The 25,783-nt window shown below is 39.7% G+C and carries 22 protein-coding genes; 5 read left to right on the forward strand and 17 right to left on the reverse strand.

All coding sequences use genetic code 11. From position 1 onward, the window contains the following. Positions 1-258: 258 nt before the first annotated feature. Together MWU82_RS20010 and MWU82_RS20015 are read right to left on the reverse strand one after the other, a co-directional pair. On the reverse strand, positions 259-1,182 hold the full coding sequence (locus MWU82_RS20010; protein WP_247097690.1) for a GYDIA family GHMP kinase: 924 nt from the start codon (positions 1,180-1,182) through the stop codon (positions 259-261). Beyond that, entirely contained in the window at positions 1,179-2,501 is a 1,323-nt protein-coding gene (locus MWU82_RS20015) for a hydroxymethylglutaryl-CoA reductase, degradative (RefSeq protein WP_247097691.1), read from the reverse strand. Before MWU82_RS20015 ends, MWU82_RS20010 begins: the two co-directional genes overlap by 4 nt. Positions 2,502-2,781: 280 nt before the next feature. On the opposite strand from MWU82_RS20015, the gene MWU82_RS20020 reads away from it, so the two are divergent. From MWU82_RS20020 to MWU82_RS20030, 3 genes are all read left to right on the forward strand, one after another. Then, entirely contained in the window at positions 2,782-4,887 is a 2,106-nt protein-coding gene (locus MWU82_RS20020) for a S9 family peptidase (protein WP_247097692.1), read from the forward strand. 16 nt (positions 4,888-4,903) lie between these two features. Next, a complete protein-coding gene (locus MWU82_RS20025; protein WP_247097693.1) occupies positions 4,904-6,262 on the forward strand; it encodes a peptide MFS transporter in 1,359 nt (452 codons plus the stop codon). A 130-nt stretch (positions 6,263-6,392) separates the two neighbouring features. Beyond that, on the forward strand, positions 6,393-8,177 hold the full coding sequence (locus tag MWU82_RS20030; protein ID WP_247097694.1) for a peptide MFS transporter: 1,785 nt from the start codon (positions 6,393-6,395) through the stop codon (positions 8,175-8,177). Here MWU82_RS20030 and MWU82_RS20035 read toward each other — a convergent pair whose 3' ends face one another. The 5 genes from MWU82_RS20035 to surE all read right to left on the reverse strand — a co-directional run bounded on the left by MWU82_RS20035 (position 8,178) and on the right by surE (position 13,200). Beyond that, positions 8,178-10,235 carry a ComEC/Rec2 family competence protein gene (locus MWU82_RS20035; RefSeq protein WP_247097695.1) on the reverse strand — a complete coding sequence of 686 codons (2,058 nt, stop codon included), beginning with the start codon at positions 10,233-10,235 and terminating at the stop codon, positions 8,178-8,180. Continuing rightward, complete coding sequence (locus MWU82_RS20040) at positions 10,204-10,764, reverse strand: C40 family peptidase (RefSeq protein WP_215949426.1); 561 nt, start codon at positions 10,762-10,764, stop codon at positions 10,204-10,206. The genes MWU82_RS20035 and MWU82_RS20040 overlap by 32 nt, the downstream gene beginning before the upstream one ends. Before the next feature lie 190 nt (positions 10,765-10,954). After that, positions 10,955-12,079, reverse strand: a complete 1,125-nt coding sequence (gene lpxB / locus MWU82_RS20045; RefSeq protein WP_215949425.1) for a lipid-A-disaccharide synthase — start codon at positions 12,077-12,079, stop codon at positions 10,955-10,957. 67 nt (positions 12,080-12,146) lie between these two features. Then, positions 12,147-12,428, reverse strand: coding sequence for a hypothetical protein (locus MWU82_RS20050; RefSeq protein ID WP_215949424.1), 282 nt, complete (start codon positions 12,426-12,428; stop codon positions 12,147-12,149). After that, positions 12,421-13,200 carry a 5'/3'-nucleotidase SurE gene (gene surE, locus MWU82_RS20055; protein ID WP_247097696.1) on the reverse strand — a complete coding sequence of 260 codons (780 nt, stop codon included), beginning with the start codon at positions 13,198-13,200 and terminating at the stop codon, positions 12,421-12,423. Before surE ends, MWU82_RS20050 begins: the two co-directional genes overlap by 8 nt. Positions 13,201-13,555: 355 nt before the next feature. Here surE and MWU82_RS20060 point away from each other — a divergent pair, with 355 nt between their 5' ends. Next, positions 13,556-15,724 (forward strand): carboxy terminal-processing peptidase, encoded by a 2,169-nt coding sequence (locus MWU82_RS20060; protein ID WP_215949422.1) that lies wholly within the window; start codon positions 13,556-13,558, stop codon positions 15,722-15,724. 70 nt (positions 15,725-15,794) lie between these two features. Here MWU82_RS20060 and MWU82_RS20065 read toward each other — a convergent pair whose 3' ends face one another. The 5 genes from MWU82_RS20065 to msrB form a co-directional block, all read right to left on the reverse strand. Further along, the gene (locus MWU82_RS20065) at positions 15,795-16,046 is read right to left on the reverse strand and encodes a peptide methionine sulfoxide reductase (protein WP_215949421.1); all 252 of its coding nucleotides are present in this window, start codon (positions 16,044-16,046) and stop codon (positions 15,795-15,797) included. A gap of 27 nt (positions 16,047-16,073) precedes the next feature. Then, complete coding sequence (locus MWU82_RS20070; RefSeq protein WP_247097697.1) at positions 16,074-17,642, reverse strand: protein adenylyltransferase SelO; 1,569 nt, start codon at positions 17,640-17,642, stop codon at positions 16,074-16,076. A gap of 7 nt (positions 17,643-17,649) precedes the next feature. Then, the gene (locus MWU82_RS20075) at positions 17,650-17,946 is read right to left on the reverse strand and encodes a GNAT family N-acetyltransferase (protein ID WP_247097698.1); all 297 of its coding nucleotides are present in this window, start codon (positions 17,944-17,946) and stop codon (positions 17,650-17,652) included. Between the two features lie 195 nt (positions 17,947-18,141). Continuing rightward, on the reverse strand, positions 18,142-18,693 hold the full coding sequence (gene msrA, locus MWU82_RS20080; protein WP_215949419.1) for a peptide-methionine (S)-S-oxide reductase MsrA: 552 nt from the start codon (positions 18,691-18,693) through the stop codon (positions 18,142-18,144). Then, positions 18,683-19,147: a peptide-methionine (R)-S-oxide reductase MsrB gene (gene msrB / locus MWU82_RS20085; RefSeq protein WP_247097699.1), complete on the reverse strand. Its 465-nt coding sequence runs from the start codon at positions 19,145-19,147 to the stop codon at positions 18,683-18,685. Before msrB ends, msrA begins: the two co-directional genes overlap by 11 nt. Before the next feature lie 195 nt (positions 19,148-19,342). Between msrB and MWU82_RS20090 the strand changes: the two genes are divergently transcribed. Further along, entirely contained in the window at positions 19,343-20,155 is an 813-nt protein-coding gene (locus MWU82_RS20090) for a DNA/RNA non-specific endonuclease (RefSeq protein WP_247097700.1), read from the forward strand. Here the strand turns inward: MWU82_RS20090 and rodA are convergent. From rodA to MWU82_RS20115, 5 genes are all read right to left on the reverse strand, one after another. Then, positions 20,152-21,435 carry a rod shape-determining protein RodA gene (rodA, locus tag MWU82_RS20095; RefSeq protein WP_215949762.1) on the reverse strand — a complete coding sequence of 428 codons (1,284 nt, stop codon included), beginning with the start codon at positions 21,433-21,435 and terminating at the stop codon, positions 20,152-20,154. The genes MWU82_RS20090 and rodA overlap by 4 nt on opposite strands. After that, entirely contained in the window at positions 21,425-23,293 is a 1,869-nt protein-coding gene (locus tag MWU82_RS20100) for a penicillin-binding transpeptidase domain-containing protein (RefSeq protein WP_215949416.1), read from the reverse strand. Before MWU82_RS20100 ends, rodA begins: the two co-directional genes overlap by 11 nt. Then, positions 23,290-23,799 (reverse strand): rod shape-determining protein MreD, encoded by a 510-nt coding sequence (gene mreD / locus MWU82_RS20105; protein WP_215949415.1) that lies wholly within the window; start codon positions 23,797-23,799, stop codon positions 23,290-23,292. The genes MWU82_RS20100 and mreD overlap by 4 nt, the downstream gene beginning before the upstream one ends. Beyond that, positions 23,786-24,607, reverse strand: a complete 822-nt coding sequence (mreC, locus tag MWU82_RS20110; protein ID WP_215949414.1) for a rod shape-determining protein MreC — start codon at positions 24,605-24,607, stop codon at positions 23,786-23,788. The genes mreD and mreC overlap by 14 nt, the downstream gene beginning before the upstream one ends. A gap of 116 nt (positions 24,608-24,723) precedes the next feature. Beyond that, positions 24,724-25,752, reverse strand: coding sequence for a rod shape-determining protein (locus MWU82_RS20115; protein ID WP_069858480.1), 1,029 nt, complete (start codon positions 25,750-25,752; stop codon positions 24,724-24,726). Between the last annotated feature and the right edge of the window lie 31 nt (positions 25,753-25,783).

Below are 25,783 nucleotides of genomic sequence, written 5' to 3' on the forward strand. Positions count from 1 at the left end.
TGTGCCTGCTTATAGGTCATTTCGCCTTTTTCAACTTGGGAAATAACGGCCAATTTAAAACCTAGATTGTAATCGCGTTGTGTCCGCTTATTACCAGTAATCTTTGAATGTTTCATAAATAAGTCGATTTTGTGTCAACTTATTTTAGGACGGGACTTTCTTATAAAACAATAAAGCCTCCCAAACGGGAGGCTTTATTGTTTTTGGTAACTCGGTTTCATTATAATGGAGGCATTCTGGTAATTTTAAGCTTTAGGGCTATTTTACCATTCTTGAATAGGGAATAACAGTGGTATACCCCTTTTCCCTAAAGTAATCTGGAGTGGTTTTGTTGCCTGTTGCCAGTATAAAATCTCCTCCCCAGGCCCCTAGACTTTTAATAGCTCCCTTGTAATCCGGAAACAACCGTTCTTTAACCGTGGGCATTCCTAGGATCTCGCTTAAAATTGTTTCATGTTTTTTAATGAGTTTGTCAAATTGGGACAAGCGCGTACAGGTCAATATTCTTTGGGTAATACTATTAATTTGGGATATGGCGGAAAAGGTGTTGAATTCTTTTTTACGATACAGGGCAATACCTTCCCTACTGTTCTGTTTTTGATTTAGATATACAAAGTACAGGTCGTTTTTAAATGTGGGGTTGAAGGATGCCGGCTGTACAATAGGTATGTTGTTCTTTAATTGGTAGGTAATCGGAGAATTATTTTGTGCACAGGCAATATCGTACCCACTACCTGAAAACGCGTTCCATAGTAGGGCATAGGCATCTATATGGGCCCATTGGGCTATGTTGTTGATCAGGGTAGATGATGACCCCAATCCCCATTCCCTTGGAAAATTTAATGCCGTGGTAATTTCATAGCCTTGGGAATTGGTTAAAAAACTAGGGTTCAATTTTCTGGCTTCGAAAAGAATTTTTTTAAGGGTAGCCGAAATAGCCAATGCTTCCTCGGAAACGGTGTTTTTGGAAACCGGGCTAAGACCCTCCAATTCATAAATACTTTCAAACCACGGTTTTCCTTTTTCGTCCAAACTCTTCCATGTCAGCAGCTTGTCCTGAGTTTCTTTTACAGATAATGATTGTCCGTAAAGGGTGGGTACCGCTAAACTTTGGGCACCATCCAAAACCAGATACTCCCCGGTAATCAATAGTTTTCCGTTACTGTAATATTGTTTTATCATTTTTTGTTTCTCAACTCTTTAAAGGCCTCCACTACTGCGCTATGGGAGGCCGTATGCTTTTTAAAATAGTCTATTAAGCTTATTTTCTCGTCTTCCGTAGCGCCTAATTGGTTCAAGATATTCAATAGATGCATTTTCATATGTCCTTGTTGGATACCCGTGGTTACCAAAGAACGTACGGCGCCAAAGTTTTGAGCGAGTCCGGCTACGGCTACAATTTGCATTAGTTCTTTTGCGGTAGGATTTTGTAAAATTTCCAAGGCAAGTTTTACCAGCGGATGTAATGTGGTTAGGCCACCCACCGTTCCCAGGGCCAAGGGAATCTCTATCCAGAATTTAAATATTCCGTTTTCTATATTTGCGTGTGTAAGACTGGTATAGCGTCCATCTTTTGATGCATAGGCGTGAGCCCCTGCTTCTATGGCCCTAAAATCGTTTCCCGTAGCCAAAACTACAGCATCAATTCCATTCATGATCCCTTTGTTGTGTGTAACTGCCCTGTAGGGTTCCACTTTTGCAATATTTACGGCACGCACAATTTTTTTGGCAAAATCCTCGGCAGTAATGCCATGGTGTGCTTTCAAATCGGAAACGGGACAGCTTACCTCTGCCTTTACCACGCAGTTCGGGATGTAATTGGAAAGAATACTCATGACTATTTCAATATCTTTCTCCGTATCCGTAAATTTTTCATAACACAGGGCTTCTTCCTTTAGGCTTTGGGCAAACCCTTCCAAACAGGAGTTTATGAAATTGGCTCCCATGGCATCCAAGGTTTCAAATGTGCAATGCAGTTGGAAATAGTCATCCAAATCTGATGTTTTATCCCTTAATTCAATATTTTTTATTCCACCGCCTCTTTTTTCCATGTTTTTGACAATGGGTGCTACACTGTTGATCAATCTCGGCTTCACAAGCTTGAAAAATTTAGTAAGTTTTTCGCTATCGCCGTGATACATGAAATGTACCTGACCTACTTTTTCAGTTCCCAGAATGGTGGTCTTAAAGCCGCCACGGGTCTGCCAAAATTTTGCAGCCTTACTGGCTGCTGCAACCACAGAACTTTCTTCAATGGCCATTGGAATGGCGTAAAGTTTGTTGTTAATGAGAAAATTGGGTGCAATCCCTAGGGGTAAATAAAAGTTGGTGATGGTATTTTCAATGAATTCATCATGCAAATTCTGCAATTTTTCATCCTCGTTCCAATACTGCTTTATAACTGCAATGGTTTCTTTGGGGTGTTGGGTATAATGTTGGGCAATCCAGTTAATTTTGTCCTCTTTGGACAGTTTGGAAAATCCTTCTATAGGTGTGGTCATTAGGCTTTAAATTTCTTTGTGTAAAGATAGTAATATGGTGCCAATCCACTGTACATCTTAAAATGGGTTTAAAAAGGTTAAAAAATGTTATTTTTTAGCTGTTAAGTCTATTTCTTTGTGGATTTTTTAGTAAACTTGGTGATTTGAATAATTTTTTGAAAATTCTGAAATTCTTATAGTTGAATTTCAGTAAAAATAAATCTAATAAACCTTTGTTTTTGTGAGAATATCCCCCTCGCTATTGCTAATAGTATTTTTTTTGTGCCATTTTTCAGTTCTTATGGCCCAAAATAAGGAGCTGACTCTGGAAGAGATTTATGATGGTACTTTTAGCGTTGAAGGTTTGGATAAATTGCAGTCCTTGAAAAATGGTAAACAATACACCATTTTAAGTGTGGATAAGGCAACAGCTACTTCTGCTATCCTGAAATATGATTACAAAACCCAGAAAAAGCTGGAGACAGTAGTTTCTTCGTCAAATTCGGTCCCATATTTTACTTCCTACGAGTTTAGTGAAGATGAATCAAAATTATTGTTGGCCACGGCAATTGAGCCTATCTTCAGACGTTCTAGCCTTGGATTTTTCTATGTATACGACCTTAAATCAAAAAAAATATCCGCCGTTTCAAGTTCTAAAATTCAGGAACCTTCCCTTTCTCCGGATGGCAGCAAGGTGGCCTATGTGCAGAACAATAATATTTTTATTTGGGATATAGCCACCAATGATACCAAGCAACTTACATTGGACGGGGAAAAAAATAAGATAATCAATGGCATAACAGACTGGGTCTACGAGGAAGAATTTGCCTTTGTGAGGGCATTTGAGTGGAATGCCGATGGTTCTAAATTGGCATTCATACGATTTGATGAAACCAATGTTCCTGAATTTTCCATGGACGTTTATGGCAGCAATCTTTACCAGACCCAAACAATATTTAAATACCCTAAGGCAGGGGAGGCCAATTCGGAGGTTTCCCTTCATATTGTAGATGTGGACACTTACACTATTACCCAGATTGATTTGGACGAATCTTATTATATCCCTAGAATTAAATGGATGAACGACCCCAATTTTCTTAGCGTTCAGACCTTGAACCGTCACCAGAACAAACTAATGTTATATTCGGTAAACTCAATAAATAGTACCAGCAGTCTTTTATTGGAAGAAATAGATGCTGCTTATGTTAGTGTAACGGACGATCTTACCTTTTTGGCCGATGACAGCTTTATCTGGACCAGCGAGAAGGATGGGTTTAAGCATATTTATATGTATGATGTAGAGGGCAGATTAATGAATCAGGTTACCAAAGGTCCTTGGGAGGTAACCAAATTTTATGGATATGACCAAAATGAAGATCTAATTTATTATCAATCCACGGAAAAAGGATCTATAAACCGGGATGTCTATAGTGTTGGCAGCAATGGGGAGGATAAAAGGTGTCTGACTAACAAATTAGGGCATAATTCCGCCGATTTTAGTGCCGATTTTACCTATTTCATAAATACTTACTCCAGTGCAACCAATCCCCCGGAATTTACGCTACATAATTCTTTGAGCGGAAAAAAAGTAAAGGATATTTTATATAATCGGGGGCTAATATCTAAATTGAAGAATTATAGGATACATCCAAAGGAATTTTCTACTATCGCCATAAATGGCAATGACTTGAATATGTGGATGATAAGGCCACAAGATTTTGATGCAACCAAAAAATATCCATTATTTATGACCCAATATAGCGGGCCAGGTTCGCAAAAGGTATCCAATAGCTGGATGGACACCAACGATTATTGGTTTCAAATGTTGGCCAATGAAGGGTATATTGTGGTATGTGTAGATGGAAGAGGTACCGGATATAAGGGAGCCGAATTTAAAAAGGTAACCTATAAGGAATTGGGGAAATATGAGGTGGAAGATCAAATAGCCGCAGCCAAAAAGTTAAGTGACTTGCCCTATATCGACGAATCAAGGACAGGGATCTGGGGCTGGAGTTATGGAGGGTTCATGTCTACCAATTGTTTGCTAAAGGGGAATGATACCTTTGAAATGGCAATTGCGGTGGCACCGGTGACCTCATGGCGTTTTTATGATTCCATTTATACCGAGCGTTTTATGCGTACACCTCAGGAAAATCCTAGTGGTTACGATGAAAACTCCCCGTTTAATTATCCAGAGCTTTTAAAGGGAAACTATTTATTGGTTCATGGTTCGGCAGATGACAACGTACACCTGCAAAATACAATGCGGATGGTGGAAGCATTGGTACAGGCCAACAAGCAATTCGACTGGGCTATTTACCCCGACAAAAATCACAGTATCAAAGGGGGGAACACCCGCCTGCATCTATACACCAAAATGACCAATTTTATAAAACAAAATCTATAATTCATAAACCATACTTATGCAGACAACCGTTAAAGCAGCGCATCAAAAGGAGTTATTTGGCCACCCAGTGGGACTTTATATACTATTCTTCACCGAAATGTGGGAAAGATTTTCCTACTACGGAATGAGGGCTATTCTGGTATTGTATCTAATAACCGAAACCACCGATAGGAACCCTGGTTTGGGCTGGACCAATATAGAGGCTCTGGCACTCTATGGTTGGTATACCATGCTCGTTTACGTGGCTTCCATTCCAGGAGGTATCATTGCAGATAGGATGCTCGGACAGAAAAAAGCGGTTATCGTTGGAGCGATACTTCTGGTAATAGGCCACAGTATATTGGCCATAGAAGAGATGTGGGCGTTTTATACAGGCCTTGGTTTTATTATTGCCGGTGTGGGAATGTTAAAACCAAATATTTCCACTATGGTCGGTGGACTTTATCCTAAAGGTGACATCAGAAGGGATAAAGGATTTACAATTTTTTATATTGGTATAAATATAGGAGCATTCCTTTCCAGTTTAATTGTAGGTTATGTGGGCGAGGTCTATGGTTGGCATTATGGATTCGGATTGGCCGGTATTTGTATGCTTTTAGGTCTTTTACAGTTTATTCTTGGCCAGAAATATCTGGTGGGTGTAGGCGACTTTCTTGGAAAATCTACGAATGTGGAAGATCAGGAGGCTTTAAAGAGACCACTTAATAAAATGGAAAAGGACAGGGTAATTGTTTTAATCCTCTCCTTCTTAATGGTAATCGTTTTCTTTGGAGCGTTTGAACAGGCAGGTGGATTAATGAATATCTACGCTTCCGAAAAAACCAATAGGATGTTGATTGGTTGGGAGGTACCTGCTTCATGGTTCCAATCCCTGAACGCCTTTTTTATTATTGTCCTAGGTGCTGTGGTTGCCAACTTTTGGGCCAATCGAAAGCTTAAAGGAAAGGAAGCTTCCTCTCTTTTTAAAATGATCGTTGGGCTAATTATTATGGGAACTGGATTTTTATTTATGACTGCGGCAACGGCCCAGTTTGAAAGCTCTGGGTCCTCTGCCATGTATTGGTTGGTGCTGGCGTATATGTTCCATACGGTGGGCGAGTTGAGTCTGTCTCCAGTATCGCTATCGTTTGTAACCAAATTGGCTCCGGCCAAATACGCTTCCTTAATGATGGGCCTATATTTTGCAACAACAGGTTTTGGAAATAAATTAGCAGGATTATTAGGGGAATCTGCTTCACATCTCGGAGAGTATACGGTATTTACAGGTATTGCCATTTTCTGTATTCTTTTTGGATTGCTTATTAGAGTCTTCTTGAAAAAATTAAAGGCATTGACACATGGTGCCGAAGATAATGAGAAGAGAATTGCGCACTAATAACTTAAATCGGCAATTTGTATATTAGTCCATTGGATTTTATGAATAGCCTGTAAAACTTGTTGTATTGTTCAATACAGTAGTAAGTTGTTGTTGATCCCAAAATTAATAATTTGTAATTCTGTTGTATATGAATACCGATATTGAAAATCTATTTAAGGACAAGGTTCTTGGACATCCAGCAGGACTATTTGTATTGTTTTTTACCGAAATGTGGGAGCGTTTCTCATTTTACGGGATGCGTATTTTATTGGTGTTGTTTTTAACGGCGCCCATTATAAGTGATAATCCAGGCTGGGAATGGCCAAGGGAACACGCTCTGGCCTTAATAGGTACCTATGCCTCCCTTTTGTATTTAACACCTATTATTGGTGGGTGGATAGCAGATAAAATAACGGGTTATAGGGTGGCAGTGGTCATAGGGTGTTTAATTATGACCTTGGGCCACGCTGCTATGGCCATCGAAACTACCGCTGCTTTCTATTTGGGCCTTGCCCTTTTGGTAATTGGTACAGGGTTCTTTAAGCCCAACATTACTTCCATTATTTCCGAAATGTACCATGGTAAGGAATCCAAAAAGGATGGTGCATATACTATATTTTACATGGGTGTTAACGCTGGAGCCTTTTTTGGAATGATGCTTTGTGGGTATCTGGCCGAAAATTTCGGATGGTCCTGGGGCTTTGGATTAGCGGGTATTTTTATGATGCTGGGTATGTTCCAATTTTGGTTGGCCAAGGATTTGTTCGGAAATATTGGTGCTAAACCCCTTAAAAAAGAGGAAACAGCCATATCGGCAAATGAAGTGGATAGTTTAGAAGGTAGGCAGGGGAATAATGAGGTAGAAACCAAATTGAATCCCTTTACCCTTTTTGATAAGATGTTGATCGTTTTATCGTCCATTGGTGGGCTGCTTTATTTATTTAACGATCCCTTTGAAAAAATACAAGGTACCAACTTGATGCCATTTAGCCTAGGTAATCTGAGTGGCACCAATGTGGTAATCCTTTGTTCCTTGTTGTTATTTTTGGTTTTGTTGGTTACCAGAATTGCCAGATATCTACCTGTGGTAAGGGATCGTATTATAGCTGTATCTATTTTCGGGTTTTTTACGGTTTTCTTTTTTGCGTTTTTTGAACAATCCTTGGGGTCTATGACCATTTTTGCCAGGGATTATACCAATAGGGAACTTGTTGGTCAGTCGGCCATGATCTTTAAGGTGGTAGATGCCTTGTTGACAACAGTACCCCTGGCAATAATAAGTTGGGTATTGGTGTTATTGGCAAAAAAGACCTTTACCCGTATTGGCTTGTCAAATATTATATTGGCCATCGCTTTCGTTGGACTTTGGATATTAGTGATCTATAGACTAATGGATAAATTTTCCCAAGAGGGCAATCAAGTGGATGCCACTTGGTTCGGCATTCTAAATTCATTTTTTATTATTACCCTGGCACCATTTTTTTCCAGATGGTGGGAAAGTAAATATAACCCAAGTGCCGCCATGAAATACGGAATAGGTCTTATCTTATTGGGATTGGGCTTTGCCGTACTGTCATTTGGCGCATCGGGGATCCCTTCAGGGGCCCAGACCGCTTCCGTAAGCATGATATTTTTAATTTTGGCCTATTTGTTACATACCATGGGGGAGTTGTGCATCTCCCCGGTTGGACTTTCCTATTTAAGTAAACTTGTACCGGCACGTATGATCGGTTTTATGTTCGGAATCTGGTATTTGGCCATTGCTATCGGGCAAAAGGCAGCAGGGACTATGGGAGGGATGATCGATAGGATTTCCGAACAATACTCCATGGGTACCTTCTTTTTAATTTTTACACTAGTTCCCGTGGGCGTTGGACTTATTTCAATCATTTTAAACCCGCTCTTAAAAAAATTAATGCACGGCATAAGGTAACTACTGCCAAGTGTAGAGAAATGCTCCTTTGTCGCCCGTATAGTGAAAAGGGAGCATTTTTTTGTGGCATGTAGCTTCCCATCGCTCTACATAACTTTTATAATTGCTGCCATCTGCAATAACAATATTCGGCGCAATCGAATCCAAAAGCCTCTCTAAATTAATTTTAGGGGATTGGGTTAGTACTAAGGTAGAAACATCATGATTTTTTGGAAGGGCTATATTGGCACTGTCCAATATAACCATTCTTTTCCCTCTTATGAGATAACTGTTTTTTATAGGTCGATGTTGCAACGCTACGATGTTTTGTGCAACGGCATAATCGTTGGTCATTTTTAATGTGGCTTTGGGATTGGTGGTAAATATCGTAAGCTTTTGTCCGGTTTGATGGATCAGGGCACTATTACGGGCAATATGTCCTATCATTAGGGATTCCTTGTTCTGTGCATTATGCCTAATAATAAAAACATAGGATTGAAAGCAAAGAACAAACGCTAGGAATACCACGACCCTTTTATAGGATGTTTTAATAAAGACCGTTACCATTGTTATGATAATACCATAACTGAGAATTAATTGAATGGCATCAAAAGAAATATTTCTAAAAAGAAAGCTTTCCTGCTGGGCAACTATCCCAATAATCGAATTCATCCAATGTATTACAGTATCGTAGAAAGTAACGAGAACAGGCGGTAAACTGTGGGCCAAGGACAATACTATTACCAATATTCCGTACCCTAAAATAAAGGCCAAAAAAGGTAGGATCAATAGACTTGAAATTAAAAACAATCCTGGAAATTGATGAAAGTAATATAGGCTTATAGGGAATACTCCCAGTTGAGCGGCAATACTTACGGAAAGCAACTCCCACCCTTTTTTTATAATCCAATATTGGGGAGTCCAGAGTTTTTGTAATAAGGGGTATACCCAGACTATAGCAAAAACGGCGGCATAACTTAATTGAAATCCTACCTGAAATAATAGTAGGGGATCCAATAACAATAAAATAAAGAACAGTGACAAAGCCAAGATATTAAAATGACTTGTAGGTCTATTCAAGTACAGGGCATAGGCTACAAAGGTAAACATGGTTGTTGCCCTGAGAATAGAGGCGGAAAGTCCCGCCAATAGGGCAAATACCCATAAAAGTAAGACAATAACAACCAATTTTATGGTTCTTCCTTTTGGAAGGATTTCCAACGGCCTCAATAAAAAATGGAGCAAACCCAAAAGAATTCCGATATGTAAACCTGACAATGCCAAGATGTGATAGGCTCCTGCATCCTTATAGTCGGTGTCGATTTCCGCCGTTATTTCATTTCGCTGCCCAAGAAGAAGTGCCTGGATAACGCCTAATTCTTCAGTGCCAAAATCCTCTTTTTTTAAATTTTGGATGATATGGTCCCTTATTTTGTAGGCTTTTCCAAAGATGGTAGTGGAGGCCTGGGGCATGATGTAGTAGTCATGTGCTGCAAGTTTTATCTGATGCTCTATTCCAATATTGGAAAGGTATTTTTTGTAATTGAACTGATGTGGGTTTAAGGGAGGTGTAATAGGGTGGAGGGTGGTGTAGGCTAATATTTCGTCATCGACCATTAGGGGACCAATTGAAGAATCCACCGCTATATTCAATAGTATTTTACCGCTGACCTTTAAACTGTCCATGCTGTTAACATGGGCCACATACCTATTCGAATAGCCATTGGGCTTTAATACTTCGCGAATTTTTAATGTATAGCCCCAATTTTTGTCAAGATTCTGTTGGCTATAATGCCGACCATAATTGCGGGACTCACTTAGTGTTAAGCTTAATATACCAATGGTTATGGCCAAAAGACCGGTAAAAAGTGCAAAAAGGAATGTGGGTAATTTACGGTAAAAGACAAATACAACTCCCAATAGGATCAATGAAACCAGGGCTAAGGAAAAAGATAGCGGAAGTGACGGACGTAGGTAATAACCAATTAAAATTCCACAGATTAGGCATAAAGTAAGCTTTACGGTCGTAAACTGCAGCAATCGCATCCTAAAGGATCCGGGCAGCCTTAATAAAGGCATAGTTCCAATAACCCTCCTGCAAAGAGGAAACTATAACACCTCGGGATGAGGTGGAATGAATGAATTTTATTTCATCCCCGTCTACCTGAACTACCAGGCCAACATGGTTTATATTGTTTTTTCTTCTGGAGGTTCCAAAAAAAAGTAGGTCGCCCTTGCTAACTTCCCTTAAATTTATTTTTTCCGCTTCCTCTGCCATTTGATAAGAAGCTCGTGGCAATTGAATATCATGCTCCCCAAAGGCTACATACAGCAATCCGGAGCAATCCATACCTTTATTGGTAGTGCCTCCAAACTTATAGCGGGTGCCCGAAAACGTTAGGGCAGTATTTATGATTTGCTCGGTTATTTTGGTCGCCGGTTTGTTTATGGATTCACCGCTTAAAGGAGTCTCACCTTTTATTTCTGCTGGTTTTTCCGAAGCTTCTACCGTTATTTTTCTTTCTTCGCGAGAGACATTTTTTTTCTTGGCCGCACCGCAGCCAACCAGCGAAATAATTAGGAATAAAGAAAGAAATCTTTGAATCATCCAAGTAAAAGTTAGTGCTCTTGGGTATCAAATTTAAATAATTAATTTAAAATCCGTCATTTTTTTCAGAAAACCCTTATAATTATCTCAAGTTAAATCGCCAATAATTGCTTTTTTTAACTACAGGATTATCAGTTTCGTTGTGGGATTAAATGGAATATACCGGTGTTCCATGAACTACAAAAATTTTTCAATGATCCAATTTGGCACTTTCAACAATTAGGGATGCTGCCTTTTCGCTGGCTCCTTTGCCACCAAGTTTTTTTTCCAATTCGTAATAGGCTTCAAACTGCTTCTTTCTTTCGGGCCCGTTTAAGATTTTATCGAGCTCCATGGTTAGGTTTTTGGTATTCAAGTCTCCTTGGATAAGTTCTTTTACAACCTCTTTGTCCATTATAAGATTCACTAGGGAAATAAACTTAAGGGTAATGATCCTTTTTGCAATTTGATAGGAGATCCAATTGGCACGGTAACAGACCACTTGGGGTATCTTAAAAAGGGCCGTTTCCAAGGTGGCTGTCCCGCTTGTCACTAGGGCGGCATAGGATAGACTTAATAAATCATAGGTCTTGTTGGAAATAAGACTTACCTGGGACGATTTTAGAAAGGGTTGGTAAAACTCCAGATCCAAACTAGGTGCCCCTGCAATTACAAATTGAAATTTCGGAAAAGATTTTGTGACCGATAACATTAGGGTAAGCATTTTTTGAACCTCTTGTTTTCTGCTTCCAGGCAACAGGGCAATAATGGGTTTGTGTAAGTCCAGATTATTCTCTTCCCTAAATTTTTTATCGCCAATTCTGGGAACGTCCCCAATGGCGTCTATAAGTGGATGACCAACAAAATTAACGGGATAGTGGTGTTTTTTTTCATAAAACTCTTTTTCAAAAGGAAGAATTACGTGCATGGCATCAATATCCCTTTTTATCTTATGTATTCTTCCTTCCCTAGAGGCCCATATTTGCGGAGAAATATAGTAGTTGGTCTTAAATTTGTTCTTTTTTGCCCAAGAGGCTATTCTAAGATTAAAGCCGGAATAATCTATAAAGACAATTACATCTGGATTAAAATCGCTTATATCTTCCTTGCAAAAGGCGATATTTTTGAAAATTTGATTGATGTTTGATATCACTTCCAGGAAGCCCATAAAAGCCATTTCCTTGTAATGCTTTACCAGGTTGCCTCCTGCAGCTTTCATTAAATCGCCACCCCAACAACGAATGTCGGCTTCCGAATCCTTTTTTTTAAGGGCTTTTATGAGGTTGGACCCATGAAGGTCTCCCGATGCCTCGCCAGCGATGATATAATATTTCATCCGTTTAGTTTCTGTGGTTCATTAGTAGTTCTGCCGTTTATTGAGATAAATAGCCCCAAGCACGATGCTAAAAAACTTTATAATACAAAATTAACATAGCCGTAAAAAGGGTGGCAATCATAACACCCCTTGCCCTATAATCCCTCCGAATTTTTAAAAAACCAAAAAAGGCAACCAGGTTTAGAATGGCCCCTAGCGCCAATAAACTGCCTACATGCCCCTGTTCAACGGCGGCTTGGTAGGTTTCTACAATACCAAAGTCCGAGAAGATCAATATATACAGTAAAGTTCCAATGGTATTGGCAATGATACCAACTATTAATCCGATTAATATTTCTTTTTTAATCATTTAGTTTCCAATTGTTAATATGTTGAATAGCGTGGTGTGCGGTTAGGTCAAATTGCGTGGGGACTACAGAAACATAGCCTTGGGACAGGGCATATTCGTCCGTATCCTCTCCCTTGTCCAATAGTTCAAACTCTCCTGTAAGCCAGTAATATTCCTTTCCGCTGGGGTTGGTTCTTTTGTCAAATTTTTCTTTCCAGTTGGCTCGGGCCTGTCTGCAAATTTTTATGCCTTTGGGTGCCTTGTTGTCGGTTTTGGGAATATTAACGTTGAGCACAACCCCATTGGGAATGCCATTGCTTAGGGCCTCCTGCACTATTTTTTGAACAGCCTCCTTGCTGGCCTCAAAATTGGCATTCCAGGAATAATCACAAAGGGAAAAACCTATGGCGGGTATACCTTCAATGCCGGCTTCAATAGCTGCGCTCATAGTTCCAGAGTAAATAACATTGATAGAGGAATTGGATCCATGATTTATACCGCTCACACATAGATCTGGTTTTCTTCCCAAGAGTTCCTGTAGGCCAAGTTTAACACAGTCGGCCGGAGTTCCGCTACAACTGTATTCTTCATTTGCACCGTTTTCCAAATCTACTTTAATCTTTTTTATATAAAGGGTGTTGTCTATAGTTATAGCATGTCCCATTCCCGATTGTGGGCTGTCCGGGGCCACTACGACTACCTCCCCCAAATCCATCATAAATCGAATTAACGCCCTTAAGCCGGGAGCTGTAATTCCGTCGTCGTTCGTGACAAGGATCAAAGGTTTAGCCATGGTATATAATTTATGCTGCAAAAATACGTTTTTAATCTATTATCACTTTTTCAATTATGAAGGGGAGATACTCAAATTTTACACTGAATTTATAGAAATGGCAATTTACTTCCAACCTTTGTGAGTGTCCAAGGCAATTGAGATATTAACAAAAGATTAATGGCAGATAGGCATAAAATGGCACGATTTTTTCGTTATCTTAGAGTAATTGGCATATTAGACCACTTTTAAAAGGCAAAACTTGGATTGCAGAGGTGGTTTGATTAATTTTAGATGATTGTAAGATTATAAAATGGAGGGGTGGTTTCTGTTTAAAAAACTACTCCAAATGTGGAAAAACAATAAAAAAGAATAGATGAAAAGAAATTTAGCCTACGCATTGATTGTAATGCTTGTTGCGGTAGCTTCATGCAGTTTTACCAACAAATCATTTGAAACTGATGACAAGGACAAATTGTTGTTGGACCTTATTACCTATGTCTTGGAACGCGGCCATTACCAGCCAAAAGATATTGACGATGATTTTTCCGTTAATGTTTTTGAAGGTTTTTTGGATATTTTGGATCCAACAAAAAGATATTTTTTGGAAAGCGACATTCAGGAATTTGAAAAATATAAGTTTCAGTTGGATGATCAGATAAAGAATACCGATATAACTTTTTTTGATATGGTCTACCAGCGTCTATTGAAGCGAATGGAGGACGCCAAGGAAATTTACAAGGAGGTTTTAGATGAACCTTTTGATTACTCGGTGGACGAATCTATTGAGATCAATTACGATGGTCAAGGATATGTGGACTCTCGCAAAGATTTGAAAGAGCGTTGGAGAAAGCAGTTAAAATATGCCACTTTAGGTACTTACGATTCCAAACTGAATTTGAACAAGGAATCTGCCAAGGCCAGCACAGATGGGGATGAGCCTGCTGTATTTGAAGAGGATAACAGTGCTACCGGACCATTGACCCCAGCGCAGGCTGAAAAGGCTGCAAGGGAATCTACCAAAAATACCTTGGATGATTATTTCGATTTTGTGGATGACCTGGAACGTAAGGATTGGTTTGTACAATACTTGAATACCATTGTTGAAGTATTTGATCCACATACCTTCTATTTTGCTCCGGACGACAAAGAAAAATTTGATACCAGTATGTCAGGTAAATTTGAAGGTATTGGTGCCCGACTTCAAAAGAAAAAAGATCAGACAAAAATAGTAGAGATTATATCTGGTGGACCCGTTTGGAGAGATCAGCAATTGGAAGTGGGTGATGAGATACTAAAAGTAGGACAAAATGGGGAAGCACCGGTGGATATTGTTGGTATGCGTTTGGATGATGCCATTAAGTTTATAAAAGGTCCCAAAGGTACTATCGTTGATTTGACCGTTAGAAAAGTGGATGGTTCCCTAGTGGTAATCTCCCTTACCAGGGATGTTGTTGAATTGGAAGAGTCCTATGCCAAATCTGCGGCCGTAATAAAGGGCAATCAAAAATACGGACTTATTAATCTACCCAAATTTTATGTAGATTTTGAGGACTATAATGAAAGAAACGCCGCTACGGACGTGGCCCAAGAAGTAGAAAGATTAAAACAAGCCGGAGCCGAGGGCTTAATCCTGGACCTACGTGATAATGGTGGTGGATCCCTTAAAACAGTTGTGGAAATGGCTGGGTTATTTATTAAGGACGGACCAATTGTCCAGGTAAGGTCTACGGATAAAAAACCAGAAGTTTACAATGATAAGGACGAACGTATACAATGGGATGGACCTTTAGTGATTTTGGTAAATGAATTATCGGCCTCTGCATCCGAAATTTTGGCTGCGGCCATGCAAGATTATAAAAGAGGGGTGGTTATTGGTAGCAAACAAACCTTCGGTAAGGGAACGGTTCAAAATGTAATCCCCTTGGAGAATATTGTAAGAGGTAATGAGCACGGAGATCTTGGGGCTATAAAGCTTACTACTCAAAAATTCTATAGAATAAATGGAGGATCTACCCAATTGGAAGGGGTTAAGAGCGATGTTGTTGTTCCAGATCGCTATAGTTATATAGACCTAGGAGAAAGAGATCAGGAAAATCCTTTGACCTGGGACAAGATTTCCCCAGCGGAGTATACTCCTTGGGATGGCTATATTGACTATGAGTCCACTATTGCCAACAGCACTAAAAGAATGGCTCAGAACAATCAAATAAAATTGATTGAAGAAAATGCGCAATGGATCAAAAAAGCGCAGGATGAAACTGTTGTTTCTTTGAAATATGAAGAATATAAGAAAGGATTGGAATTGGATAAGGAAAAGGCCAAGTATTTCAAAACCATTTCGGACTACGATTCACACCTAACCTTTGAATCTTTGCAATATGAAAAAGAGTTGTTTGTAAAGGATTCGGTATTAAGGGAAAAGCGTGATCGTTGGCATAAAGATTTGGCCAAGGATGTTTATGTTGAGGAAGCTGTTAATGTCTTGCAGGATCTTAAATTAAGTAATATAAAGAATTCTAAATTGGCCAGTGTAAAAGGTTAATTGTAGATAATCATAATAAATAAAACCTGCTCTTGTGGCAGGTTTTTTTATGAAATTCATTTTGTTGTGCTCATTGTAATAAGAAGTAATTATTTAAAAAGTCCATTACCTTTTCGGGGGACATTTCACATGGTTTTAATTTCTCTCCCTTTTCCGAAATATAAAAGTTAAAACTGATGAAATCTTTCCCGCCCAATTCCTCGGCATATACTTTAGTACTCCTTCCTTCATTAAAATCGGTTCGGGTAAGGGCATATTTTTTGCCATAGCACAGGACGGTAGAGTAGCCCAATGGGATGGTTTTTATTTTTTTTAATAGCATTTGTCAAGGATATAATGTTTTCCTGGTCTACGAACTACAGGAGAGCATGGAGCATCCTACTTTGTGCCTGGCCCATTCCGGTCGCTTAGCAAACCATTTTTCGGCTGACGGTTGTTCATGATATGGGTTTTTTAATAATTGGAAAAACTCATCCAACAAGGAGTAATCCCCTTTGTCCGCAGCATCTATGGCCAGTTGCGCCATATAATTTCTCAAGACATATTTAGGGTTTACAGTGTTCATTTTTTCCGCTCTTTGACTGTCGCCAATACTTTCCTTTTGCAATCTATTTTTGTAGTCAGTAAACCATTGCTTCCATTTTTCAAGGATGTCTCCCTTAACTTCTTCTAGTGTGTAAAAGGCATGCATCACTGGGGCTAAAAAGTCTTCATTTGTGGGGCTATCCTTTGTAATACTGCTCAGATTTCTAAAAAATATGGTCATATCGGTTTCGGTCAATTGTAAGTTGTCTTCCAATCTACCCAAAAGCTCTGCGTCATCTTCGTCAGAGTTAAAAAGACCAATTTTGGATTTCATCATCGAGAGATATTTTGTGGAATAATTATTACGGTATTCCATTAATATGTCTTCAAGTTCCTTAACATCCTCAATTAAAGGGAAGAGGGCATTTGCCAATTGATAAAGGTTCCAAAGGCCAATGTTTATTTGATTCCCATATCTATAGCGTTTATACTGTCGGTCGGTAGTATTGGGGGTCCAACCTTCCTCGTAACCTTCCAGCCAGCCATAGGGGCCGTAATCTATAGTGAGACCAAGAATGGACATGTTATCGGTATTCATTACCCCATGTACAAAGCCTACACGTTGCCAGTGTATGATCATATCAAGGGTATTGTTGGTGACCTCCCTGAAAAAGTGAAGATACCCTTCCTTGGTACCCTCCTTTAAATGGGGAAAGAAATGCCTTATAGTATAATCCGTGATTGTTTTTAGAGTTTTTTTATCCTGTCTCGCGGAAAAAATTTCAAAATTTCCAAAGCGTATAAAAGAGGGTGCCACCCTGCACACCACGGCTCCCTTTTCGTATTCAGGGTTGCCATTGTATAGCACATCCCTTAGCACCTGGTCTCCTGTGAGCGCCAGTGATAGTGCCCTGGTGGTAGGTACTCCCAAGTGGTACATGGCTTCACTGCACAAGTATTCCCTAATAGAGGAACGCAATACCGCCAGTCCATCGGCAGTTCTGGAATAAGGAGTCTCCCCGGCGCCCTTTAGTTGTAGTGCCCATTGTTTATTATTATGGTTAACTTCAAATAAATTAATAGCACGGCCATCTCCCAGTTGTCCGGCCCAATTACCAAATTGATGTCCTCCGTAGCACATGGCATAAGGATTGGTGCCAGGTAAAACAGAGTTTCCACTAAAAATACTTTTGAACTCCTCGGACTTGAGATCGTCTTCGGTCAGCCCCAGATCCTGGGCCAATTCATTCGAAGCATGGATCATACTGGGTTTTGCGGTCGTTTTTGGTGTAACAAAAGAGAAGCATGCCTGCATGACCTGTCTTCTTGTATTTTCATGGACAGGGTCGGCGGGGAGTTCAGTATTAAAGGTGTCTTTAATATTAAGGTTCATAAGGTGTTTATTCAATTATCGAGTTCCATTTTTCACTTCTTCTAGCAACGGCCTTTATATAGGAACATACAGCTACTGCCTTATATCCTTCTTTTGTTAATTGCTCAAAGGTACCTTCCACTAGTTCCTTGCCATATCCTTTTCCCCTAAGTTTAAGAGGTATCTCCGAATAGGTCAAATACATTTTATCATCCCGTAACTGGTATTCCACCTTGGCAATTTCGCCATTAATAGCCATGGTAAATCTCTTATTGTCTTTTTCGTGTTGTACTGTCAAATTACCTGTATTTGTGTTATTGTGCATTTTTTACTCGCTCTAAATTTTGATGAGCATAATTTCCACATGAGGTGGAATTGCTTTTTAATGCCTACCGTATTGGATAAATACGGATTGGGCAGAGATTAATAAGATTAACTCAACTATTGGACTTTTGCTATGGGCTTTATACTTTTCCTTTTTAATTGGTCCCAAACTAGGCTATTGCAATACTAGATGCTCCTATACCTTGGTTTTTTTAATTTTATCGGCATGCATTTTTCTTAGCTTGCTCAATTTTGGCGAGATAACGGCACTGCAGTAGCCCTGCGACTGGTTGTTCCTATAATAATCCTGGTGATATTCTTCGGCTTCGTAAAAGGTTTCCAAAGGACTTATTTCTGTAACAATGGCCTGCTCGTAATATGGGGCCACTTCCTTTAGAACCAACCCGGCAATTTCTTTTTGGGTATTATCGTGATAGTATATTACAGATCGATATTGTGTCCCTACATCCGCTCCTTGTCTATTTAAGGTGGTTGGGTCATGGCTGGTCATAAATATGACCAAGATGTCCTCATAGGAGATGATATTGGCGTCAAATGTTATTTGTACCACTTCCGCATGGCCGGTAAGACCAGAACAAACCTCCCTATAAGTGGGTCTGCCCGGTGCATTTCCGCCAGTATATCCCGAAATTACCTTTTGTACTCCATTCACTTCCTGAAAAATGGCTTCTACACACCAAAAGCATCCGCCTCCTACGGTAGCGGTTTCTAATTTTTTATTGTTCATCTGATACCCTTACTTTAATTATTTTCATGGATTCTGAATTAATACAATACCGCAAGCCACTGGGTTCTGGCCCGTCCGGAAACACATGCCCCAAATGGGCATCACAGGTATTGCACATTACTTCTACCCTTACCATACCAAAGGAAGTGTCCTTATGGTACTTAATGGCGTTTTCTTTTATGGGCTGTGTAAAACTGGGCCAGCCGGTTCCCGAATTAAATTTTATGGTGGAATCGAATAAAGGAGTTTCGCAACATACGCAACTGTATTTCCCTGCCTCATGGGTACTGCAGAGAGCTCCGCTATGTGGCGCTTCGGTTCCTTTGTTTCTAGTAATCCTAAATTGTTCAGGAGTTAGTAGTTCCAGCCATTCCTTTTCTGTTTTCTCCACTCTTTTATCAGGTTGTGGGTTTCCCTTAACACTGTAATTAATAACGTCTTTCCAAGTTAGCATGAATATTTTCCTTTCTTTTTTATTGTTTAAATAGTAATCGGTATTGCAAATAATTAATAGCTTTCTTTATTGGTATTGGGAGTGTTAAAATGTTTTGGTCATAAACATTTATGTACAGCAAATTGGTCGTACAAAAAGACCAATACTTACACCTGTGGAAATTCCCGAATGGTAGTTTTAATCTATATTTACACTATGAATAAATATAGGAAAAATAGGATAATTTATACCACCCTGATGCTGGTTTGTGTGGTCCTATTTTGGATGTTCGAGAATTTTTATACGCCCGCCCCATATTCCTCACCAGAAGGGGAGGGAAATAGGACAGAGATTCCGCAATGGCTATGGCCTAGTTCCACCACCGGTGAAATAGTACAGCACGCCCATTTTGCCCTGTCCTATAACGAAGCTTATGAACAGGCGGAGTGGGTGGCCTATGTTTTGGAGAAATCCCATTTAACCAATGATGATAGGAAAAGACCTCTTTTTCTTGAGGACCCTAAGGTGAGCAGCAAATCCGCAGATTGGAGGAACTACAAAGGTTCGGGCTATGATAGGGGCCATTTGTGTCCGGCTGGGGATCGCAGATTCTCGAAAAACGCCTATAATGAAACTTTTTATACGAGCAATATTACCCCACAGGACAGGGATTTTAACGCAGGAGTCTGGAATAGATTGGAGCAGCAGGTGCGGTATTGGGCCAAAAAGGATGGACCATTATTTGTTGTAACTGCAGGAGTTTTGGAAGGGGGGTTGTCCAGTATAGGGGATGAGGATGTGGCCGTTCCGAAATATTTTTATAAAATCGTAGCTAAGGGACAGGGTGAAAATCTAAAGATCATAGGATTCCTTTTTCCCAATAAGCAAGATAACGGGAAATTGGATCAATTTGTGGTCCCAGTGGATTCAATTGAAAAATTGACGGGTATCGATTTCTTTGCCGGATTGCCCGATGAACAAGAGGATTTTTTGGAAGCCGGTTTAAGTACCAGCGGTTGGAGATTTTAAGTCAGTTCATTTAATCTATTGGCATCCAATTTTAAGAAAATGAACAATAGTGCCGTAAAAAACAACAAACCAGAACCTCCATAGCTGAAAAAGGGCAGAGGTATTCCAATGGTAGGCAGTACTCCTATAACCATACCTATATTTATGAAATAGTGTACAAACAATATAGAGATTACGCCATAACCGTACATACGACTAAAGTCGTTTTTTTGGCGTTCGGATAGGTATACCAGCCGTAATAGTAAGGTGGTAAATAGAATTACCACGGTGGCAGTGCCTACAAATCCCCATTCCTCACCAACGGTGCTAAATATGTAATCTGTATGTTGTTCAGGGACAAAATCCCCTTTGGTGCGCGTTCCCTCCAAAAATCCTTTCCCGTATTTTCCGCCCGATTCAATAGCTTTTTCGGATTGATAGGTGTTGTAACCGATGTCCCTTCGGATCTCTTCCAATTTCTTCGGGTCCTTTTCCAATCGAAGCCATAGACTAAAGCGATCCCTATGCCTTTGTTCAAAAACGGAATTAAAAACAAAATTGACCGAAAGGGAGAATAGAACAATGGCTACGTAAATAAGGGCAACCGGTATTATGGGCACCTTGAAGGATGGCTTTTTTAATAATAGGAACAGCGCCAATAACAGCCCAAGGATTATGCTGACCCAAATAGTACCGAACATTAGCGTTAAAATAAAAATAAGAATCACCATAAACCCTATTCCAAGATAATAGAGTGGGAGACCTTCCCTAAAAATAACAAAGATCAAGGCAAAGAAGACCAAGGCACTTCCTGGGTCTGGTTGGGGAATGATCAAGAATGCGGGTATCAATATAATTAAAATGGCAATCATTTGATCTTTCTGCCGCTTTATATCTGTCTGTATATCACTTAAATATTTGGCCAGGGCAAGTGCGGTGGCAACTTTGGCAAATTCAGAGGGTTGAAGGTTGAAAAAACCAAGGTCGTACCAAGAGGTTGCCCCGGCAATAGTCTTTCCAAATACAAAAAGACCCAGGAGCAATACTACGGATACAATGTAAAACAGACTGGAAAATCGTTCGTAGAAATTGGCTTCCAAAGCGAGGATAATAATAATGGACACGGCACTTGTTCCAATAAAAAACAATTGTTTTCCATGTAATGAGGAAAAATTGAATATGGATGGGTTGTCGTCGGTAAAGGTGCTGGAATAAATATTTATCCAACCGATAAAAACTAGGGAAATGTAAATTAGAACGCTAAACCAATCCAGGCGTTTTAGGACACTTTTACCAGACACGCTCATTTATTTTAAAGGGTTGTCCGCTGTAAGGCTTTGCATATTCTTCTTCCAATGTTTTTTCCAGCATTCTTTTTTCCAAGTCTACCCGGGTTATTTCACCTTTTAGATATTTTTCAATCATTAAGGAGGCAATGTGGCCTGCATATCGTGATCCAAAGTATCCATTCTCAATGTAAACGGCGATGGCTATTTTTGGATTGTCTACGGGTGCAAAGGCAACAAAAACAGAGTTGTCCGTTAGTTGGGTACGAACCCCATTGATTCTTGTAAAGTTTTCTACCGTTCCTGTTTTACCGGCAATTTCGATTCCCTCTATTTGGAGCCTGGCCGCCGTACCTTTTTTGTATACTTCGGCCATTCCCTGTACAACCGGTTCAAAATGTCTTTTGTCGATGGTGGTATGTTTGGCTTCTGTGAATTCTGGAATGCTGATTGGGTCACCGCCAATTTTTTTAAGTACATGTGGTGTAAAATAATGTCCTCTGTTGGCAATGGCAGCGGTCATATTGGCCAGTTGAATAGGGGTAACCTCTACTTCTCCTTGACCTATGGAATTGGATATTATAGTTGAAGAGGACCATCTGTTGTCCCCATAAATTCTGTTGTAATATTCTTTGTTGGGTATTCGTCCCGGTCTTCCAGTGGGTAGGTCATATCCCAAAAAAGTTCCCAGGCCAAAACTTTTTACGTGTTTTTCCCAAACATCCATGCCTTCAGCAGAAGTTGGAAATTGGTCGTAAATTTTTCGAAAAGCCCCTGCAAAATAGGCGTTACAAGAGAGGTATATGCCAGAATTTAAATTCCGTGTCCCTCCTCCGCAATGGCAGCCTCTTTTTCTTTTACCAACGTAGAAACCGTTGTAGCAATGAATAGTAGTTTCCGGTGTAATGGCCCCTTCTTGAAGGGCAACCAGGGCGTTTATGGTCTTAAATGGCGATCCCGGGGATTGAGAGGCCAAAATGGAACGGTCAAAGGTGGGCTTTGAAATGGTGTCGTAATGTAATTTGCTGTAGTTCCTTGACCTTTCCCTGCCAACCAAAAGGGCGGGGTCGTAGGTTGGACCCGAAATTAATGCCAATATCTCCCCGGAGGCGGGTTCTAAAGCTACTATTCCTCCATGTTTCCCTGTCATCAACTTTTCACCGTATTCCTGAAGAATCTTGTCTATAGTGACGGTTATTTGTTTTCCCTGTTCAGGAAGTGTATCCAATGTGCCGTTCTTATATGGGCCAATATCCCTATTAAATCGGTCTTTTTGTATGTGTTTTACGCCTTTGCGACCCCTTAGGATGGTCTCGTATTCCTTTTCAATGCCGGTAGTTCCTTTTAATTCCCCCGCGGCGTAGGATGGGTTTCTTTCCAGATCCCATTCGTTAACTTCGCTGATGTATCCCAAAACGTTGGCGCCACTGTTGGTATCGTAGTATCGTAGCGATCTTTTTTGAATATAGAACCCTTCAAATCTCCGCATCTTTTCCTGTAGCCTTCCATAGTCTTCTTTGGATAGCTGAGGTACCAAAACAGAAGGAAGTCTAGGGGAATATACTCTGGCCTTGTTTAACTGGGATATGAATCTTTCTTTATCTATTCCCAATAGGTTGCAAAATTCAAGGGTGTCCAATGGTTTTACCTCCCTTGGAATGACCATAACGTCATAGGCCGGCTGGTTAGCTACCAGAAGTTTCCCGTTTCTATCATAAATATAACCCCTTTCCGGATAGTCATAAACTGCTTTTATGGCCGGATCTTCCAATATTTGATTGGGGGAAAAACTAAATATCTGGAGATAGGATAATCTGCCGATAAAAGTTATTCCAACCAGTAGTATAATGGAGGATAAAAGGATTTTTCTCATTCTTTTTTAACACTAAAAAGTGAACTTAATAGTAAGCACAATATTAAAGTGGCTATACTGATAGTTAAAACTTTCTTCAAAATTAACAGTGTATTTTCTAAACTGAAAATTTCTAGGGTAAAGAAAACTAAATGGTGTATTATAATTAATAACGTTAAAAATGTAATTTGTTGTGCCCTAGTGGTGTTGGTTAGTTTAAAATTTTGGAATTCATAATTCACCCCAAAACAAAAGCGCATTATGGTTGGTCTCAAATAAGCAATGGTAACGGTGGCTGCTGCATGAATGGCAACGGTGTCCGAAAATAAATCTATCAAGAAACCAAGAAGAAAACTTAACAGTAGAAACAATTGTCTTTTTTCCTTAATGGGATACCAATAGAGAAATAGAATATACACCATTGGGTTTATATATCCAAAAAAATTGAGCTTATTAAAAACCAATACCTGCACCAAAATTAATAGTACAAATCTAATTATGTTAATAAAGTAGCTATTGCGAATCATTATTGGTCTTGGCTTCTAATTCTATTATTTCTTCCCGCTGAATGTTATCTATTATGTAAATGCTTCTAACCGCGGCCATATTGTTAAAGAGCTTAATGTCTATACTATATGAGCTTTGGGAATTGTTCAGGTCAAAATTCTTGATGATCCCTATGGGAATGTTTTCAGGAAAGATGCTGGAACTCGCACCCGTAACTATAGTGTCCCCAATCTTTACAGGTACCAATCTTTCAACGTCGGCAAGTTGTACGGTGTTATAGTCCTTCGTATCCCAAACCAATGAACCGTAATGGTTGGTGTTCTTGATTTTTGCGTTGATTCTGGATTTGGTATTCAGTATGCTCTGTACCGTTGCAAAATTTTTGGATGTATTTTCCACTATTCCAAGAATTCCATTGGCAGTAATAACGCCCATATCGGGTTTTATCCCCTGTGCACTTCCTTTTTTGATCGTAATATAGTTTCTAGGCAGGCTATAACTGTTCTTGATTACTTGGGAAGCAATGACCCTATAAGTAATATTGGTTGTGTCCAATTGCATGGAATCTTCCTTTTTTTGGTTAAAAAGAAGGTTCCGCAATCGCTTATTTTCCTCTACTAATTTTTTGTTTTCCTCCCCTAGGCCAAAATAGGTGGTTATATTGCTCGTGGTCGCATAGATATTTCCAGTTAGCCAGTTCGAAGAGTTAAAGTATTTGGAACGGTGATAGGAATGGGATTGTACGGTCAGCGCCAAGGATATAATCAACAGGAAAAGATAGAGCAAGAAATTTTTATATCTTAATATAAAGTTGATAATCTGCCGCATTCACTTAAATTGTTTTGTAAAACCTTATTTGGGCAACTGCCCAGTAAGGAATTAAGGCCTGTTTGCTATTTGTAACCTTTTAAAAAGGTAGTGCCGATGGTAGGGTATTAAATAAACTATTTAATTAAAATACTCTTATATCGCTCCAAATTTTTTAAAGCAATACCAGTACCCCTTACAACTGCCCTTAGTGGATCTTCCGCTATATAAACCGGTAGATCTGTTTTTTGGGACAAACGTCTGTCAAGTCCCCGGAGCATAGATCCGCCACCAGCTAAATAAATACCTGTATTATAGATGTCAGCTGCCAGTTCGGGAGGCGTTTGTGATAGGGTTTCCATAACGGCATCCTCTACCCTTAGAATGGATTTATCCAAGGCCTTGGCTATTTCGCGGTAGGAAATGGATACTTGTTTTGGTTTACCGGTTAGAAGGTCCCTACCTTGAACGGACATCTCGTCCGGAGGGGTCTGTAAATCTTCTGTGGCGGATCCAATGGTAATCTTTATATTCTCTGCGGTACTCTCTCCAACATAAAGGTTGTGTTGCGTACGCATGTAATAGATAATGTCGTTTGTGAAAACGTCTCCTGCAATCTTCACCGATTTGTCGCAAACAATTCCGCCCAGGGCAATTACTGCAATTTCAGTTGTACCACCCCCTATATCAACAATCATGTTCCCTTTGGGTTGCATTATATCCAAGCCGATACCAATAGCAGCTGCCATTGGCTCATGAATAAGGTAAACCTCTTTTCCGTTAACACGTTCAGCGGACTCCTTAACGGCACGCATTTCAACCTCTGTAATTCCCGAAGGGATACAGATAACCATTCTCAAGGCTGGTGGAAACCATTTTTTCTTTAGCGCGGGTATGTTCTTGATGAACATATTGATCATCTTTTCAGAGGCATCAAAATCGGCAATAACCCCATCCTTTAAAGGACGTATGGTCTTTATATTTTCATGGGTCTTTCCTTGCATCATATTGGCTTCCTTGCCAACGGCAATGATTTTGCCACTTATTCTGTCCCTGGCTACAATAGATGGACTATCTACCACCACTTTGTCGTTGTGAATGATGAGGGTGTTGGCAGTACCTAAGTCTATTGCAATCTCCTCGGTTAAGAAATCAAAGAATCCCATTATATGTTGTTATATTTCGGTTTAAATGTCA

This window comes from Arenibacter sp. S6351L (assembly GCF_023016025.1).
Classification (GTDB): domain Bacteria; phylum Bacteroidota; class Bacteroidia; order Flavobacteriales; family Flavobacteriaceae; genus Arenibacter; species Arenibacter algicola_B.

Excerpts from the sequence above, each read along its gene's own strand:
- MWU82_RS20010 (WP_247097690.1), bottom strand. The coding sequence starts at position 1,182 with ATGATAAAACAATATTACAGTAACGGAAAACTATTGATTACCGGGGAG.
- MWU82_RS20015 (WP_247097691.1), bottom strand. The coding sequence starts at position 2,501 with ATGACCACACCTATAGAAGGATTTTCCAAACTGTCCAAAGAGGACAAA.
- MWU82_RS20020 (WP_247097692.1), top strand. The coding sequence starts at position 2,782 with ATGGCCCAAAATAAGGAGCTGACTCTGGAAGAGATTTATGATGGTACT.
- MWU82_RS20025 (WP_247097693.1), top strand. The coding sequence starts at position 4,904 with ATGCAGACAACCGTTAAAGCAGCGCATCAAAAGGAGTTATTTGGCCAC.
- MWU82_RS20030 (WP_247097694.1), top strand. The coding sequence starts at position 6,393 with ATGAATACCGATATTGAAAATCTATTTAAGGACAAGGTTCTTGGACAT.
- MWU82_RS20035 (WP_247097695.1), bottom strand. The coding sequence starts at position 10,235 with ATGCCTTTATTAAGGCTGCCCGGATCCTTTAGGATGCGATTGCTGCAG.
- MWU82_RS20040 (WP_215949426.1), bottom strand. The coding sequence starts at position 10,764 with ATGATTCAAAGATTTCTTTCTTTATTCCTAATTATTTCGCTGGTTGGC.
- lpxB (WP_215949425.1), bottom strand. The coding sequence starts at position 12,079 with ATGAAATATTATATCATCGCTGGCGAGGCATCGGGAGACCTTCATGGG.
- MWU82_RS20050 (WP_215949424.1), bottom strand. The coding sequence starts at position 12,428 with ATGATTAAAAAAGAAATATTAATCGGATTAATAGTTGGTATCATTGCC.
- surE (WP_247097696.1), bottom strand. The coding sequence starts at position 13,200 with ATGGCTAAACCTTTGATCCTTGTCACGAACGACGACGGAATTACAGCT.
- MWU82_RS20060 (WP_215949422.1), top strand. The coding sequence starts at position 13,556 with ATGAAAAGAAATTTAGCCTACGCATTGATTGTAATGCTTGTTGCGGTA.
- MWU82_RS20065 (WP_215949421.1), bottom strand. The coding sequence starts at position 16,046 with ATGCTATTAAAAAAAATAAAAACCATCCCATTGGGCTACTCTACCGTC.
- MWU82_RS20070 (WP_247097697.1), bottom strand. The coding sequence starts at position 17,642 with ATGAACCTTAATATTAAAGACACCTTTAATACTGAACTCCCCGCCGAC.
- MWU82_RS20075 (WP_247097698.1), bottom strand. The coding sequence starts at position 17,946 with ATGCACAATAACACAAATACAGGTAATTTGACAGTACAACACGAAAAA.
- msrA (WP_215949419.1), bottom strand. The coding sequence starts at position 18,693 with ATGAACAATAAAAAATTAGAAACCGCTACCGTAGGAGGCGGATGCTTT.
- msrB (WP_247097699.1), bottom strand. The coding sequence starts at position 19,147 with ATGCTAACTTGGAAAGACGTTATTAATTACAGTGTTAAGGGAAACCCA.
- MWU82_RS20090 (WP_247097700.1), top strand. The coding sequence starts at position 19,343 with ATGAATAAATATAGGAAAAATAGGATAATTTATACCACCCTGATGCTG.
- MWU82_RS20100 (WP_215949416.1), bottom strand. The coding sequence starts at position 23,293 with ATGAGAAAAATCCTTTTATCCTCCATTATACTACTGGTTGGAATAACT.
- mreD (WP_215949415.1), bottom strand. The coding sequence starts at position 23,799 with ATGATTCGCAATAGCTACTTTATTAACATAATTAGATTTGTACTATTA.
- mreC (WP_215949414.1), bottom strand. The coding sequence starts at position 24,607 with ATGCGGCAGATTATCAACTTTATATTAAGATATAAAAATTTCTTGCTC.
- MWU82_RS20115 (WP_069858480.1), bottom strand. The coding sequence starts at position 25,752 with ATGGGATTCTTTGATTTCTTAACCGAGGAGATTGCAATAGACTTAGGT.